This window comes from Trichormus variabilis 0441 (assembly GCF_009856605.1).
In the GTDB taxonomy this organism is placed as follows: domain Bacteria; phylum Cyanobacteriota; class Cyanobacteriia; order Cyanobacteriales; family Nostocaceae; genus Trichormus; species Trichormus variabilis.
The window spans coordinates 54,158-69,091 of the sequence record NZ_CP047243.1; the positions used below are offsets into that span (position 1 = coordinate 54,158).

Here is a 14,934-nt window from a genome sequence, read left to right on the forward strand (position 1 = left end):
GAACTTACATGCTTACTTATCTACTTGAATCAAACAATAGCCTTTAGTTCTATCTTCTGTTTGGCAGGCTTCAATAGCTGCTTGATTTTTCAAGATTATTTGATACATCTGTTTCCCTTCTTGAGATTTTGCCCATTGCAAAATTTTGAGATCATTGCGTGATACTACTACTGACTGATTTGTTCCCCAGTTTGAGACAGCATTCCACGTTATCCAAGAACCAAGTACCGCAGAGGTGGCAGCAGCTAATCCACATATTGCTGATACCACCCCTAATCCCCAGCCCCCCTGCACTTTTATATCTGTACTACTGCTTGACTTGATTTTTTTCATCTCATCCCGCACTGCACTGGAGACAACTGTATAGTGCATTTTCTCAGCAGATTGAGTTGTCTTTTCCAGTTTTTGGTCTATCATTACCGCCCACGCATCTATCATTGCCTCCGTTCTTGCTTGGAGGTCTAGCATCGTTTCTTCATACCGACCCAAGGTTGCCATCATCCTGAATATTGGGTCATCTGGCGTGATTCCTAATTGATACGCTCCTTCAACTATACGTTTTTGTTCTGCTGGGGAATAGCCTTGCAATATGTCTTGTGTTTTCATCAATCAAGTCCTAAATATTTAACAGCTAAATCGTTATCCATTACTGAATCATGAAACTTTTTGATCCATTGATAAATGTAGCTTCTCAAAAACAAAATCATTGAGATATCCTGACATACTTGTGAATATGGTATTCCTGCTTTCTCCATTGCTTGATAGTGATTTCGATGTAGAGCCGTCAATTCTATTTCTGTACCTCCTATCATTAACAAATTTTTCGCCATTGTTTGCTCATATTCTCTAAACTCTGGCGCAAAATGATAATTCTTTACTACCACATAGTTAGCATTGTTAGTAGCAGTTTGAACGATTTGACTTAAGTAATCTATGCAGTCCGTTCTATGTGATATGGGTTGGACAAATGTTAAACTCCACCCATATTCAGCTAAAGCTCCTAATAGTTCAGACTGAATAATATACTGACAAATTTTGTCTAAGTACTGTCCTGGCATATCCACCAAGATGATGTCTAAACTATCCACTATCAAATCATTAAATATCCTGTCAGTTCGGGTATTGAAAAAATCTATTTTTTCAATACACACTAAATCTTTATAAGCCAAAAACCTGTCACGGTTATCATGGTCATAAACTTTTAGTCTTTTACCTTGAATTTGATACATTTCTAGCAACAGTTTAATAACTGTAGACTTACCTACACGCGAATCGCCTACAGTCATTACCATTCTTTTAGAAGATTTCCACATTTATATTTTCTAGCCCTAATAGATGCTTAACTGGCTCAATTTGCTGTTTAAAAGTTTTCAACCAGCTTTTCACCCGCATTTTCACTCCTGGTAGTTCTTTTTGCTTTATTCCTTCAGAAAATGTTAGTGATTTTTCATCTAAATAATCGTAGGCATATTCAAGTAAATCTGGCATCGTGATCTCAAATAAAGTTCCTCTCCTTGCTAATAGCTCTTGTTTTATCTCTTGAACTCTTGTTGAGTTTTTATATCTAGAAAACTCTTCATCCTCACCATAAAATAAATTTTTCACAACTATGTAATCTACTTTATCCCCACAAAAACTATACAAATCTATTAACTGCTTTACCGAATCTGATACTCGACTGATTACCACAACCATTGTTACTCTAATGTCATAATCATTAGCGGCTGTTTCCAAGAACTCTTGTTCTATGAATCTTTTAAATATTTGTCTTGATTGCGGTGGTAATTCTAATAAAAACAAGGATTCTGGTGGTAGTAATTGGCTATATGTATCTGGTTCTGGCTCCATCATTCCCTTTATCTGATCAAAAAACCTATCTATACTTCCATCTTTAAAAATATTTAACTGCTGTATTTGACAATGCTCTCCATCTTCACCATAATATCTCAATAAATCAGGATTAGAATTATCCGCATCTACTGCCACAATCCTTCTTTTCTCATCTAGACAAGTTTGCAAAAACCCTCTCGTCCACATCGATTTACCTACTCCACCTTTTCCTCCATCTACTATTACTAATCTTCTTGGCAGAGTTTTAACTACTGCTTCTGTTTCCTTATTAGCTTCTTCTACATCCTTATCCGACCCTGTGGCTATATCTGCTGGGTTCACATCTGATTCTACTGTGGCTTTTTCTAAATCTAATTGCTGTTCTGGTGTTAAATCCTTTACTATTATTTCTTCTGCTACTTCAATGTTTGCTATATCAGCTTTACCTTGAAGATTCCCATTCTGATTATTGTCAATAGTCTGTGTCATTTTCTTATTTCTCCTTCTCATTTGTTCAATACTGCTTCTCAAGTGTTTACACAAAATCTCTTTGGAAAATAGGTAAAATGTTGCTTCTCACCCATTGAGTAAACAGCTTAACTAATTGTTCTTCTACTATGCCCTTTAAACTATATATAGCTGAAGAATTTAAAGTTTTTACTATTCTTACTTGCTCTTGAATAACCACATGACGTTCTTGGCTTTGAATATGCAAAGGTACTATTTTTTCATTATTTAATTCTGGAGCGATAATCTTAAACACATCTTCAGCAAATATCTCTAGCCCTGATGGGGTAGATATTATCCGCACTGTACTACCCAAAGGGTGCTCAAACTCCCAATATGTCCATACTTTCGTCATTGTTAAGTTTTTAGAATTTATCAATCTAGCACCAATTGCGAATTGCAAATTGTAGACCCTTTATCTATGACATATTCTGCTTAGATAAATAAAGAAACTTTAGTACTGTTTTTTTTGGTAAGAAAGTGTCTTGTTCTTTCTTGACAATTGCTATATAATCTTTAGCCTTTTACCAAACCTCGTTTTTTCTAAACGCTACATTCTATTTTGGCGAGATTGAGCGTAGTCCTAAGTTTCTATATGAAACACTGGATATATAAAGTGTGATAATACATCGACACTAGCGCGACTAGATAGCATTTGTATTTTCTTACTATTGCGTCTATTAAAAAAATCGTTAAAACTTGATTGCATATGCGGGATAAATATATATAATATTTGCAGCTCGTAGTCAAACAGTTTTAAGAAGTAGATATTGCCTTAAACGAGAAAATTGATAAGTAATTTTGTTAATCAATTGTTGGAGTTTTCTATGAATAAAATAGCTTTGTTTACAGCCCTTGCTTTGATAGGGACAACATTAGGGGCTTGCCAATCTGATGAGAGCAGGGTGGCTCAGGCAGAAAATGATTATGCAGCCAAGTTAACTGATGCGGAAAGCCCCAAAGAGAAGGCGGTGCAAGAGCAAATCAGACAGTACGTAGAAGATACGCCTGATTTGTATAGAATCAGTTGGAAAATATGTGGAGACTGGAACGCCCCATACAATAATGGAACAAGATGTAACGAAACTAGGGTTCCGACAACTAAAGGGTATTTTGAACCTGCGTATGTATGGGCAGCGAATCAAGTACAGTTTGTTAATAAACAGAATTTTGTTAGAGGTGCTTGGACTACAGGATTATTTGTAAAATCAAGAGGATGCTTAAATATTGGTAAACCGCGAGAAGAGAGGTTTTACAATGTTAAAAATTTTATGATTGAAAAAAGCGCTTCTACTCCTTCACTAGAAAATGTGAAAGTAGAGGTTGTTCCAAAACAAGAGAAACAGAAAGTAGTGGAACAAGCCTTCAGGGACGCAGAAATAGAGAATTACGCCCTGACTAACTTTGGCATATCAACAGCTACAGGATCTATCCCGACTGGTAAAACTTGCTTAACAGTTGATGAATGGAAAAAAACGCAATGAAGAGGGTGTAGGGTCTATTGATTAATCCCTCAGACCTTGTTGCCCAATTCTCAATTACCCGATTACGCCAAATATATTCATCTTCTAAAATATCTAATGGCTAAAATATCTAATGACATAGGGCAATACTTGGAAAATTTACTTAATTACCAACTGCTGTTTGCTATCGAAACCGATATCATTCTTAGCTGAAACTGATAACGGTTGGATCTTGAGCTTATCTCCTACCTTGATATCGGCAGCGCCAGGGGCAAGCTCAAGCACCTGATTGGCCACCCGACCTTTATAAATGGGGCAAGGGGTTTTATGACAAGGTTTGGCATTGTAAACAGCAGTTGACACTACATTGTCCTTCAGGTAGAAAATGTCTAGGGGAAAATTTACCTTGTACATCCAGAAAGGCACATTATAGATTTCGCTCCCCAGGTTGAACAACATTCCGCGATCGCGTGGTAAAAAGGAACGAAATTTTAGCCCCTTCTCTAATTGTTCCGGTGTAGAAGCGACTTCTAGCTTAAATGTCTGGTTGTTGTGGGTGAGGATGTGAGTGAGGGGTAAATTCTGAGGACGAGTTTCGGCATAAATCATCGCCGCAGTGCCAATGATAATTGATACTCCAGCTAGAGGGCCTAGTATGTTCAGTAAATTGAAAGCAGTAATATACAAATTCTCTTGTTGAGGGAATTTTAAAGTTTTCATAGCTCCCCAAAAATATCGATATTACCGAGACTATATATAGATGAATCAACCGGACTAGATGCTTGACCTTGCAAAGCGGCTTTGTTCCGCATACTTTCAACCCGGTCAGCCTCACGGATGGCCAGAGGATTCATGTTCTGCCTTGCAGTTACCAATGCTGACAGTGTAATTAAGAGCGGTGGCAGTTCATTAAGTGGTGTGACATCATCGTTAAACATTTGGCAAAAAGTAGAGATGGCGGCACGTTCTACAATTGCGCCAATCTCAGCACCCACACAGCGTTGTGTGGCTTTGAGCAACCTTTTCCATTCAGGTTCGGTGTACCCATCGCCCCCATTGCGGAACCGAGCATCAAAACGGGCTAAGTGAATTTTGAATATTTCGTGCCGTTCTCCATAGTTTGGGAGATCCACCTGGAAAATCTCGTCAAAGCGCCCACTTCTGGTTAACTCTGGTGGTAGCCATTCAATATTGTTAGCCGAAGCGATAATTAAAACCTCACTAGTGCGCTCTTGCATCCAGGTCAAAAGCATACCAGCCAGTCGCCTAGATAAATCATCATCCCCAGCAAATCCTTTGTCGAAGTCGTCCAAATACAGGATTACACGGTTAATTCGGTCTACGAGTGCGAGTAAGTTTTTAAGCCTGTACTCAGCCAGATTGCCGTAACTGCGGAAATTCCCCCACTCCAAGATAATTAGAGGTAGTCCTAACTGTGCCGAACAAGCTTTAGCCGAGTACGATTTTCCAGTCCCCGGTGGGCCGATTAGTAAAACCCCCTTGGGTAAACGCAGATTATAGGCTTTAGCTAGTGTTGTTAACAGGCGTTTATACGTTTTAAACGCTTGCTGCATTAGTTCTAAACCACCGATAGGGGTGCTTGGGGGCTGAAGGAACTGAATATTATAAATCCGCTTAAACAGTTCTATTTTGTAAGCGGACAATTTTTCTATTAACTCCAACGGTGTAACTTCATCAGCTAAAGCCTGTTTAATTCCATAGTCAATATCTGCTAAGTACATCCCTACTGAGGCGATCGCAGTCTCATGAATGGATGATTGATTGTCATCAGGTAATACTTGGGGTAAGTAAGTTTTAATTTCCTCAATAGTTGGCAGTTGTTGCACAATGATGGGAATTTCCGGTGCAATGTCAGATGAAAGACTAGCGTTTGGGCCTAAAAGTATTGCTGTCTTTCGGGTATTGCAATTGGAAAGCTTCAGGTTAATCAGGGCTGACTTGATCCACTCGGCAGTTAAGAAGAAATCGGGGTTTGTGTTGGACTCTCCCAGCCAGGGGAATATGCCCTCCAGTATCAGGATTCCTTCTAAATGGGTGGTTTTCCAAAACCTCAAAATTTCAAAGTAATGTTCGCGTCGGTTTTTGGCGTAGGCGCAGCCCGCCGCAGGCATCGCCTGATACTGGTCAACTGTTTGTAAAGTTAATCCCTGCTCATGAGTCTCTAACTGGTGTAGCGCATCATCTTCCAGCGTCCACAGGTAACAGTTAATGTCCTGGTGTTGGCAAACTGAAGCAAGATTGGTCAGCAGTTGCCGCCGCTCTTGCAATGGAGATTCGACAGCAATCAGCTGATTGTTAAGCTTAATTAATCCAAATATTTGCTTGATTAACTGATTATTCATCAGAGTGTTTAATTGAGTTCACCCTGATAATAGAAACAGCGAAAATTCTTTACTAGTTACTTTCGTACCCAAAAAAATAGCACGAAAGTAACTTGACATTTGTGCAGCTAAAGCTCCAATTCTTGTCCGTGATATTGGCGTTGTTGTAATTGACGAGAAAAATTAACTAATTGGAGATTCCAATCCTTTTCACACTTGATTTGAGTCGCTTGTGGCAGTATTGCTTTAACAGCCCTTGCCGCAGTTAGTTGATTAAAGGCCACTTGTACATGAGGAATATTCTGCAATCGCTGTTGGGGTAGGTTTTTGGGGTCATCAATAGCTATGAATACGGTTTTAGATTCGGGTATTCCTTTGGTGAGGTATTCCAACATAGCTAGTGAAATAGTTTCAACGGGAGACTGACACAGCACCGCTCTTGAGTTCTCATCATTCGCCTTGCCCCCCAGGTGAAAATAAAACCAACTATCCCTGCGATGGGTTCCCACATAATAGCCTGAGATATCATTGAGCGTTCCCTGTAAAAATGCACCTTTAGAAGTTCCATGTTGATCCCGCATCACAAATACGGCATTTGCTTTTGAGTCAGCGTAAACTAGTCCCTGCTGGTGCAACATTTGTACACAATCATACTAAATTGGGAAAGGAAGTATTAATTGAATAACTGAGGTCAAATTTGGCAAATCCAATCAAACCCAACCTTGCCATGAACAATTTGAGGGTGAGACATTAACCATTGACAACGAGAAATTAACACAGTTTCTAGTTCATCGAGAGTAGAAAACATCTGATTAGCAACAGCTTCACGTAGAAGCGACCAAACACACTCAGTCGGTTGGAGTTGAGGTGTATAAGCAGGCAGAGGAAACAGAATGATACCAGCTGGCAACATTAATTGTTTACTGGTATGCCAACCAGCTTGATCAACAAGCAAAACAATGATTTTGTGATGATGAGGATTGACTTCAGCGGCAAAAGCATCTAAAGCCATTTGCATGACAGCAATGTTGACTCTGGGTAAAATCAAGAAAAAACTCTCGCCAGTAGCTGGATGGACAAATCCATAAGTATAAAGCCATTGGTAACGAGTGCGATGCACAGCATTGGGACGATGACCTACTGGTGTCCAAACTCGACGGACGATGGGTTTGAGGCCTAATCGAGCTTCATCTTCTGCCCAAACTTCAACTGATTTGTGCGGATGGAGGAAACGTAACAATCGCACAAACTCCGTTAACTCAGTTTTAAACATCTGTCTTTGAACAAAAGTTGCCGCCTCAGTATGCAGAGGTCGTGGTTGTTGCAGACTAAATCCTAGCCTTTTGAGGTAATCCCAAGCTGTAGTGACATGGAGTGTAATTCCAAACTGTACTCGGATCAATTCCCCTACTTTTGGCGCACTCCATAACCCCCCATCTTCTGGTGGTGAAGCTAACCTTTGGCGCAACCACTGTTGTTGCTCGTTTGTGAGTGCAAGTTTTTTTCCTCCTGGTTTCAGTTTCTGTTGATTGATGATTCCGTTTGCTCCTAGCTTGTTGTATCGCCGCACGATTTTTCTCACCCAGTCCCCTGAGAATCCCACAATCTCTGCTACCTTTTGCGCTGACAACTGTGGTTGTTGATTGAGCAATTTAATCACTAACCATCGGGTTTTCTCTTGTGCATCTTCACATCGGCGATAACTTTGTTCTATTTCTTCTGTTGATAGATGCTCTGTTAGTTTTATCCTGGGACGTACCATTTTTCTAGCCTTTTTCCCTCTGCTTCAAATGATACTACCTTTCCCTATTCAGTATCAGAGGGGATGCCCCGTTTATGTTTGAGGTAATGTTCTACTTGCTGCCAGCTAGTTTTATCCTCAATAGGTAATGTGAATTGAGGGACTGGCTGGGTCTGGATAATCTCACTTGTCATTCTTCTAGTAGAGGCGATCGCTGCACGTTGCGCCCCAACCTCACCAAATCGCTCCCTCAACCATGTGATAGCTTGAACTTGGTCACATTTATTAACGTGTTTCACCAAATTGAGCGCTCCATGACCCGACAATACTGAACCATTGCTAATGTCAGTAAATCCAGAGCCATCGATAGTAATGATATGTCCATGACCCCGCCATTGCTCATGCTCACGGTTTAGCCCCAACTCCCAAGCAACATCATCCAAAGCTAAATCAGTTGACCATTCGGTTAGTTTTTGTAATTGTTGATTTTCTTGCTCTGATTGCTCAATTCGTTGCCTTAATTGTTCATTCTCAAAAGCTAACGCCTTTGCCGTAGCTTCCATTTCCTGTTTACGCGCAGTCGCTCTGTCTCGGTCAGCCGCTTTAGCCTTTAATTGCGCTGCACTCAGTTCATCAACTTCTAAGTCTCGCCCCTCCTCCACTATGCGGTAAAAATCCTTGATGTCCTGGTGCTGGGCTTTACTTCCCCTAATCCCACGCTCCAACCCAATTAGGCGCATCGTGTTGTAGTAAGAATCTTGAAACTCATGAATTTTTTGCCTGCCATCGAAGAAATGATTACAGCGCAATTGCCCGGCATCATCAATCGGCACAAAGTAAGCGTGAATGTGGGGTGTGGCTTCATCCAGGTGTAACTCGGCTCTAACAATGCGATCGCCATATTCATCCGCCAACCATTGGTGAGTCGCTTCTACCCAGTCATCCAACTTTTGCCCTTCATAGTACCCAGCATTAGTTGGGCAGTCTGGGCGGAAATAACTAGGCGATGCACTCAACAGTAACTCTACGCAGTAGACCGCATCAGTGCGAATCTTTCGCTTCTGCTCATGCTCCTCTATCTTGGCTAAAACTAAATCCTCTAGTCGTTCATCCTCTTCGAGGCTACCAATGAACCTAATATTTTTTTGGGTGGGATCTGCATTAGGAGTTTCACGTTCTCTTGCAGTGTGAGATGCACTCCCTGATATATTCCCCCGCTTTAATTTTTTTAATCGGGCGATCGCATAGCTCATGGCTTTACTTCTTGAATAAACTTGGTATGATTTTTTTATGACGCTGATTTCCCCAAAATTTGGGTAATTGCGACTAGTCGCCAAAATAGCTAAATCGCTCAAATGCGAAAAAGTGAAGATAGCCGTAGTAAGTACGACTATTTTAGCGGCTTAAAAGAAATTTTTCTGGAAAATCTCATACTTAACGAAGCCAAACCTTTGCCCAGCAAGGCTTTCATAGTTTTGCTCCGGTCGCAAAAACCTTGTGAGAGCGAAATACCTCAAACACCCCCGAAACACCCCCGAAACACCCCCGAAACACCCCCGAAACACCCCCGAAGTAATTTTGGAAGTTTTGGGAAAGCGTTTCCAATTTTGCTCCCGAAACACCCCCGAAACACCCCTGAAGAACCCCCGGTTAACCCCTGAAACACCCCCGGTTAACCCCTGAAACACCCCTAAAGTTGTTTGCGTGGTAAAACCGTAAACTTCGGCACTTTAAAGTACTTAGGACAACATGAATATATCAAGCAAAAAAAATATTGAACTACCGAGAGTGAGGCGGCAAGCTGATTCTTGGGATGGGATAGTGATTGAGTATTTGATGAACCATCCATCAAAGAAACCAGTTAATGAATTAGTAATGGAAGCGGTAACTAACTATTGGTTAGTGGAAGCACTAGTAGGGACGATAAGTGAACAAGAGTTAATTAAGGCAAGTTGGTTGGTTATGGGGTCACTAGAAGGAAAACTCATAACCATTAGAACCATTAGTGGCATACCCAAGTTGAGGGAGAAGCAAGTTCCAACAGTGGAGAAGAGTGTTAGTGTAGCGGCAAAAGTAGTAACACAAACAGAACCCTCTTTTGTAGATGAAGTTGTGCCTAACTCAAACTCAACACAAGTGCCAGTTGTGGTTCAGGAAAATAAGCCATTACTGCAAAATGAAGACGAGCAAAAGGGCTTGCAAGATGAGGACTTTGCAGAATTTGAAGAAGAGGATTTGGGATTACTCCAATTGCCATTAAGCCATGACCTGAAAATTGCTAACGATTTAATGGGATTTAATCAATCAAACTAATTAATCAAGCTAGTAAAAATCTATGACAAAGACAGACCAAGAAACAGCTAAACAAGCAAAAACATATACCAAGTTACTACTAACAACGGACTTGGGAGGCAGTTCAACTAAGGCAGTGGCGCAGATTTACCCGGAGGGGGTTCCAATAGTTTTGCGGATGAGTCCAGAAGTGGCAGATGTGGGGGTAGCTTCAGTGAGACATTTGAATGCAGATGTTTTACCACAAGATAGTAGTTGGGTAGGGACAGCAGAGGAATATTATGCTTTAGGAAGTATTGCCAGAACAGAGTTTGCAGGTACAGCAGCATTAAAAGATTTAAAATCAAACTATGCTCTACCAAAGATATACAGTCTGTTGTGGTTAGCTAAGTGTCAATTAAAAGTCAACTTTGAAGAAATTCTTGTTCAGATTTTATTACCGCCGGGGGAAGACAAGAATTTACAGGATTTGATTAAAAAATTTGTTCAAACATTAAAGCAGGGAGTGATGACCCCGACAGGAAAGATGAGACTGAAGGTCAGTAGCTTTCAGCTTTTTGCAGAAGGGACGGGAATTATTGCTTATCGTAGTCGGTCTTTATCTACAGCGTTTTTACAAAAAAATATAGGCGTATTGATGTTAGGTCATCGTAATGCCAGTTTTACCTTGTCAGAAAAAGGAAAAGCAGTCAAAAAGGAATCGACAGACTTGGGGATGAATTGGGTGTTAGAAAAGTTTGTCGAACGTACCAGTGTAGGACTATCGAAAGATGATCCACGTATAGCGGCGGCTTTAGTGGAAGCAAGTAAAGGTAATTTAACTGCACTACAAAATTTGTCGCGCAAAAATACAGCAACAGAGATTAGTTCAGACTTAAACTTGTTTAAATCAGTTTTAGGAGTGATTCGGGATGACTACTGTCGGGCATTGTTGCGGTGGGTGAAAAACCATGTACCATTAGATGAAGTTCTTATTTGTGGTGGTACTGGTGAGTTTGTGCGTCAAGAACTGACACAGTATTTTCAAAAAGAAAGCATTCCTATTGTTTGGAATGGGGGAGTAATCATTCCTAAACCATTAGATACTGTTGGCTTGGGTGAGCGACTGGCTGATGTTTGGGCTACCCATATTAACTATGTGAGAATGCTTGATGAGAGTTTTGGCTATGAACGCAAGCAGAAATTAGTCCCAGATTCTTATTCTCCACCAGTTAATCATCTCACCTCCACTCATAGGGTGTAGACGCTCTTGATCACCTTGATGCTCGACAGAGATTCTGTTGAGCATCGCCAAATCCTCTGCCTGTAATAGTTTCAGCCAAGCCAAGTAGAATTACCTGCTGCCTTGATAGCTAAATGCAACTGCTACAACAAAAATGTTTTTAGCAAGTGCGAATTTCTGGGTTTAGGTAAGATAAAAAGAACATCATCACTGAATAATGATTTATTAAAAGCTAATCTGTTGATTCAAAGTATTCTTGATGGGTATGAGAGAGTATTTTATACCGATGTAACTCAAAATAATTGGAGTTTAATTTATTTAATTGTGGTGATGATATGGATATTATTCGTGATTCTATTTTTTAGAGGTTAGCAACAAAAAACTTCTGGAATATTCCAGAAGTAATTGGTGTGTTTTGACTTTTGCCAGTAGACGATTTTCACCGTTTAGTAGAACTAGTGTACTGCAAAATGATTACAAAATTGACTTTTCTCAATACAAATATTACTCAACGTTTTAGCTGATTAATGTATTTATCAATAATGAAATTACTTCACAATATTTAGCAAGTTTGCTAGAAAATATCTAATATATTCTGGTAATAGAATATAGAATACTTAATAAGTAGCTAATTAGAGATAATGTTTTATTATCATCATAATTATTGCTATTTTATCATTAGTAAACCAAGAGTTTCTGTTGTCAATTAAGGAAAATATGCCAAAAAATTGGACGTTGAAAGTTGACCAATATATCAATGCAAATTCCAATTGCATCATTGCTACAGCCCATGTAGATAGTTTTCCAACCGACCTACCACTAGAGCCAAATATCCGCGAACCAAACCTCAAAAGCTCAACCTACAAACAAATATTTGATTCACTCACCACCGAACCTGAAAAATTCTTTCAAAGAAATAACGGAATTGTACTATGTGTCAATAAAGTAAAGCCGAAAAACAGGACTGAGCTAGAGCTAGAAATACTGCAAGCAAACGAAGGCGGGAACGATGGGGTGATTAATGGTGGACATAGTGTTTCAGCTTTTGAGCAAGCAAGAAAGTTTAAATATGACCTAACTCTAGCTAGGGTGAAAGTCACAATCCACATTGGATTGAGTGAGGACGAGGCGAAAGACATTGCTTTGGCATCAAACACATCGGCCCCAGTAGATGCGCGTTCCAAAGTGAATGCTAGGGGCGACTACCAATTCATCAAACAGTTTTTAGCCCAACTTGAGCGCGAGGAAGACACAAAATTCCGCATAGCCTACTATCAGAACCAAAGCGGTGCGCCCAAAAGTCCACAGTGCAATGTCAATCATTTAATTAAGTTGATGAACTGTTTGGACAGAAACAAATACAACCCTAATACAAATAAGAGTAAAGGGAAACATCCACCTGTCAGCAATAACCCCTCTTTAACTGATGCGGAAAGAGAAAGGCTATCAAGATTGTTGCCACTACTGCCTAAAGCATTATGGATTGAGCAGAGATTTTTTAAAACTATAGAAGCCTACATCACCAATCCCAAGAAAAAGGGGGTAGACCTAGCATCAATTGATGCAAGAAAGAATACCCTTTTACCCGACAGCCGCTACTCATTTGGATTTAGTGCGCCGGCGGATATTGCCATGCCCATTGTTGCTGCTTATCGGGTGTTTTTAGATGAGAACTACAACTGGTTGATTCCCTTTGATGATTTTGCTGAGGACTTCCTTCAACATCTATGGAATAACTACTACCGCAAGTATTTGGTATCCGAAAAATTCTCCGGTAATACAGTAGGTAGCAAAATCTGCCGCAATCCGGTGATTTGGGATAGTCTCTATGTTTCAGCCCAAAGCTACTTGAATCAACAGTTACTCAAAATGGTTAGTTCAAGCAAGAACAAGCGTGAAGAACTGAAATTAGCGAATTAATATGGCTGAAAATACACAATTACAGGTACAAGAATTAACCCGGTTCGCGCAAGAACAACAGTTCAACGCGCAGTATCAGCAATATTTCGGCGATGTGTGGGAGGAAGCGGGGGTAAAAGATATCTCCAAAATGACCGTCTCTGATGCCGAACAGACGTTGAAAGTGTTGGCTGCTAGTGAGGCATCACCCCAATTTGTCAAATCTCTACTAGCACAAGCGGCAATTGATGGAGCGCCACCGCAGGTTTTGGAATATTTTTTGAGCAGCGACATTGACGGCGATGGGCGCACTTTGGTACAGGAAATATTTCAAGATGGGACTAATCCACTGGAGCCAGATACACCCCAACCATCGTCTAAGGCTCAGGCTTTATCTCCATCTCAAGAGCCTGATCTGGAGTGGGAAATATAGCATATGTTTTCCGATTTTACTAGTTACTTTCGTACTCTTTTTTTCAGTACGAAAGTAGCTAGTTCTTTTTAAAAAAAATATTTAAACTTCTTGAGTTAAGTAGATTTTCCAGAAATTGGTGTAGTTGATTTCTCTACTACACCTGTTTCCTCAAGTAACTCAACAATTAAATGAGGCGATAGTTATGACTTTATTAAATATTGATAGACCTTTAAATACAACCCAAGCAAAACTGTGGGATGAGCGCGATTTACGTACAAGCGATCGCCGGCGAGAGAAGTTAGAGACTCTCCTGTGCCAAAAAGTACAACTTGGCGAAGACCCAACCTTGTGTGAGAAAGTATTAGACTACTTGTATTTTTCAGCGCTTCAGGACAAACTCAATCGCATTGCTGTCCAAAAGGAAAAAGAAAAATCAGTATTTGCATCTGTACAACAAGTGTTTATTTTATCTTTTGCAATCTTGGGGATGTTTGCGTTTGTTGTCGCCGCTTCCAATAAGTCCGTTGTGCGTTCACAAATCCCGCAAGCAACCCCGCCTGCAATCCAACGGCAGGCTCCTTAGCAATACATGGGACATACAAAAGCTGAAAGTATTTGGAAAAAAACACTTTCAGCTTGTCTAAAATATTTTGTTGTATCTACCAAGGCGTATTAGGGTCAAAAGGCAAACTACTTGGTTCTTCACAGTTACGCAAGTCGATTTCCATCTGTTCGCGGCGTTCTAGATATGTGCGACTGGCATTAACGCGCGATCGCATTTGCCACGCACCGAAATTGATACCTTTGTCAGCATATTTAGCAGATAGTTGATTATAACTGTCAACCTCCAACTTCTTCCGGCGTTCCATTTCCTTGAGCCAATCTTCGCTAGTTCCACGAGCCAGTTCAGATTCTCTGTATTGGGGTTTGAGAGAGCCATCAGGGTTAAACTGCCGTTTTTCCTCTTCAGTGAAGAAATCGTAGGCGGTGTATTCAATCCATTCCTCTGGGTCAGTTTCGTCTAAGTTTTTCCATTCCTGAAATTCTTCTTTCAATCTTTGAGCATAGTCATCAATTGCTCCTTCACTCATGCCCTCAGATAACATTTGTAATCTAGCTTCAGGTTTTAAGGTTCCATCTGAATTGAACTCTTTGCCATTCATGTTGATCCAGCGTTTGGTTCTGGACATATTGATAATTATCGACATATTTAACTCCTAAAA

General features: G+C 40.3%; 16 protein-coding genes. 6 read left to right on the forward strand and 10 right to left on the reverse strand.

What is annotated here, in order from left to right; all coding sequences use genetic code 11:
* Nucleotides 1–12 precede the first annotated feature (12 nt).
* The 4 genes from GSQ19_RS26610 to GSQ19_RS26625 are packed head-to-tail and all read right to left on the reverse strand — an operon-like array spanning nucleotide 13 to nucleotide 2,692.
* Nucleotides 13–606, reverse strand: a complete 594-nt coding sequence (locus tag GSQ19_RS26610; protein ID WP_011316327.1) for a DUF6753 family protein — start codon at nucleotides 604–606, stop codon at nucleotides 13–15.
* Nucleotides 606–1,313, reverse strand: coding sequence for a P-loop NTPase family protein (locus GSQ19_RS26615; RefSeq protein WP_104010076.1), 708 nt, complete (start codon nucleotides 1,311–1,313; stop codon nucleotides 606–608). The genes GSQ19_RS26610 and GSQ19_RS26615 overlap by 1 nt, the downstream gene beginning before the upstream one ends.
* Nucleotides 1,297–2,319, reverse strand: coding sequence for a nucleotide-binding protein (locus GSQ19_RS26620; RefSeq protein WP_011316329.1), 1,023 nt, complete (start codon nucleotides 2,317–2,319; stop codon nucleotides 1,297–1,299). Before GSQ19_RS26620 ends, GSQ19_RS26615 begins: the two co-directional genes overlap by 17 nt.
* A 46-nt stretch (nucleotides 2,320–2,365) precedes the next feature.
* Nucleotides 2,366–2,692, reverse strand: a complete 327-nt coding sequence (locus GSQ19_RS26625) for a hypothetical protein (protein ID WP_011316330.1) — start codon at nucleotides 2,690–2,692, stop codon at nucleotides 2,366–2,368.
* A gap of 472 nt (nucleotides 2,693–3,164) precedes the next feature.
* On the opposite strand from GSQ19_RS26625, the gene GSQ19_RS26630 reads away from it, so the two are divergent.
* A complete protein-coding gene (locus tag GSQ19_RS26630; protein WP_011316331.1) occupies nucleotides 3,165–3,821 on the forward strand; it encodes a hypothetical protein in 657 nt (218 codons plus the stop codon).
* Nucleotides 3,822–3,959: 138 nt separating this feature from the next.
* Here the strand turns inward: GSQ19_RS26630 and GSQ19_RS26635 are convergent, their stop codons facing one another.
* The 5 genes from GSQ19_RS26635 to mobV form a co-directional block, all read right to left on the reverse strand.
* Entirely contained in the window at nucleotides 3,960–4,520 is a 561-nt protein-coding gene (locus tag GSQ19_RS26635; RefSeq protein WP_011316332.1) for a DUF192 domain-containing protein, read from the reverse strand.
* Complete coding sequence (locus GSQ19_RS26640) at nucleotides 4,517–6,163, reverse strand: AAA family ATPase (RefSeq protein ID WP_011316333.1); 1,647 nt, start codon at nucleotides 6,161–6,163, stop codon at nucleotides 4,517–4,519. The genes GSQ19_RS26635 and GSQ19_RS26640 overlap by 4 nt, the downstream gene beginning before the upstream one ends.
* Nucleotides 6,164–6,270: 107 nt before the next feature.
* Complete coding sequence (locus tag GSQ19_RS26645) at nucleotides 6,271–6,780, reverse strand: DUF3991 domain-containing protein (RefSeq protein ID WP_011316334.1); 510 nt, start codon at nucleotides 6,778–6,780, stop codon at nucleotides 6,271–6,273.
* Nucleotides 6,781–6,833: 53 nt separating this feature from the next.
* Complete coding sequence (locus GSQ19_RS26650; protein ID WP_011316335.1) at nucleotides 6,834–7,904, reverse strand: IS630-like element ISAva6 family transposase; 1,071 nt, start codon at nucleotides 7,902–7,904, stop codon at nucleotides 6,834–6,836.
* Nucleotides 7,905–7,948: 44 nt separating this feature from the next.
* Nucleotides 7,949–9,136 (reverse strand): MobV family relaxase, encoded by a 1,188-nt coding sequence (mobV, locus tag GSQ19_RS26655; protein WP_011316336.1) that lies wholly within the window; start codon nucleotides 9,134–9,136, stop codon nucleotides 7,949–7,951.
* A 496-nt stretch (nucleotides 9,137–9,632) separates the two neighbouring features.
* Here mobV and GSQ19_RS26660 point away from each other — a divergent pair, with 496 nt between their 5' ends.
* From GSQ19_RS26660 to GSQ19_RS26680, 5 genes are all read left to right on the forward strand, one after another.
* Nucleotides 9,633–10,196 (forward strand): hypothetical protein, encoded by a 564-nt coding sequence (locus GSQ19_RS26660; protein ID WP_011316338.1) that lies wholly within the window; start codon nucleotides 9,633–9,635, stop codon nucleotides 10,194–10,196.
* Between the two features lie 22 nt (nucleotides 10,197–10,218).
* Nucleotides 10,219–11,418, forward strand: coding sequence for a ParM/StbA family protein (locus GSQ19_RS26665; protein ID WP_011316339.1), 1,200 nt, complete (start codon nucleotides 10,219–10,221; stop codon nucleotides 11,416–11,418).
* Nucleotides 11,419–12,114: 696 nt separating this feature from the next.
* On the forward strand, nucleotides 12,115–13,317 hold the full coding sequence (locus GSQ19_RS26670) for an AIPR family protein (RefSeq protein ID WP_011316341.1): 1,203 nt from the start codon (nucleotides 12,115–12,117) through the stop codon (nucleotides 13,315–13,317).
* Between the two features lies 1 nt (nucleotide 13,318).
* Nucleotides 13,319–13,729 (forward strand): hypothetical protein, encoded by a 411-nt coding sequence (locus GSQ19_RS26675; protein WP_011316342.1) that lies wholly within the window; start codon nucleotides 13,319–13,321, stop codon nucleotides 13,727–13,729.
* Between the two features lie 184 nt (nucleotides 13,730–13,913).
* The gene (locus GSQ19_RS26680) at nucleotides 13,914–14,294 is read left to right on the forward strand and encodes a hypothetical protein (protein ID WP_011316343.1); all 381 of its coding nucleotides are present in this window, start codon (nucleotides 13,914–13,916) and stop codon (nucleotides 14,292–14,294) included.
* A 76-nt stretch (nucleotides 14,295–14,370) separates the two neighbouring features.
* Here GSQ19_RS26680 and GSQ19_RS26685 read toward each other — a convergent pair whose 3' ends face one another.
* Nucleotides 14,371–14,919, reverse strand: coding sequence for a hypothetical protein (locus tag GSQ19_RS26685; protein WP_011316344.1), 549 nt, complete (start codon nucleotides 14,917–14,919; stop codon nucleotides 14,371–14,373).
* Nucleotides 14,920–14,934 lie beyond the last annotated feature (15 nt).